The sequence below is a fragment of the Vibrio sp. 10N.222.52.C12 genome (assembly GCF_041474215.1).
GTDB classification, from domain to species: domain Bacteria; phylum Pseudomonadota; class Gammaproteobacteria; order Enterobacterales; family Vibrionaceae; genus Vibrio; species Vibrio crassostreae_C.
The window spans coordinates 1-460 of sequence record NZ_JBFRTR010000139.1 but is presented as its reverse complement, the minus strand read 5'-3'; the positions used below and the strand labels follow the sequence as shown (position 1 = coordinate 460).

Genomic DNA, 460 nt, shown 5'->3' with positions numbered 1-460 from the left:
GAATCCAGATACTTCCCGCTTCTCTCCATCCGACTATCAAACCGATGCTAACCACGATAAAAAATCAAATCACCAAGTTAGAAGAAAAGCTCGTTAAACTCATTGAAGATAGCCCTGAATATCAGGCTAAAAACACAATATTGCAGAGCGTCCCTGGAATAGGAAACATTGCCGCTGCATCAATAATTAGCAACGTACCAGAACTTGGCTACATCACAAATAAACAAGCGGCATCACTAATTGGTGTCGCTCCAATAACACGCGAAAGTGGGCGCTACAAAGGTAAGCGCGTGATCCAAGGCGGTCGAGCGCAAGTACGCACAGTGTTATATATGGCAATGATGTCAGCCATGCAATGTAACCCCGTATTCAAAGCAACTTATGCTCGACTTGTAGCTGCCGGAAAGCCTAAGAAAGTCGCAATAATCGCGTGTGTTCGAAAGATGGTTGTGACTCTTAA

The 460-nt window shown here is 44.3% G+C and carries 1 protein-coding gene; it reads left to right on the top strand.

Annotated features, from left to right (window positions below; genetic code table 11):
* The coding region (locus tag AB4623_RS21280) for a transposase (protein ID WP_372147343.1) at positions 1-460 on the top strand (460 nt) is incomplete at both ends.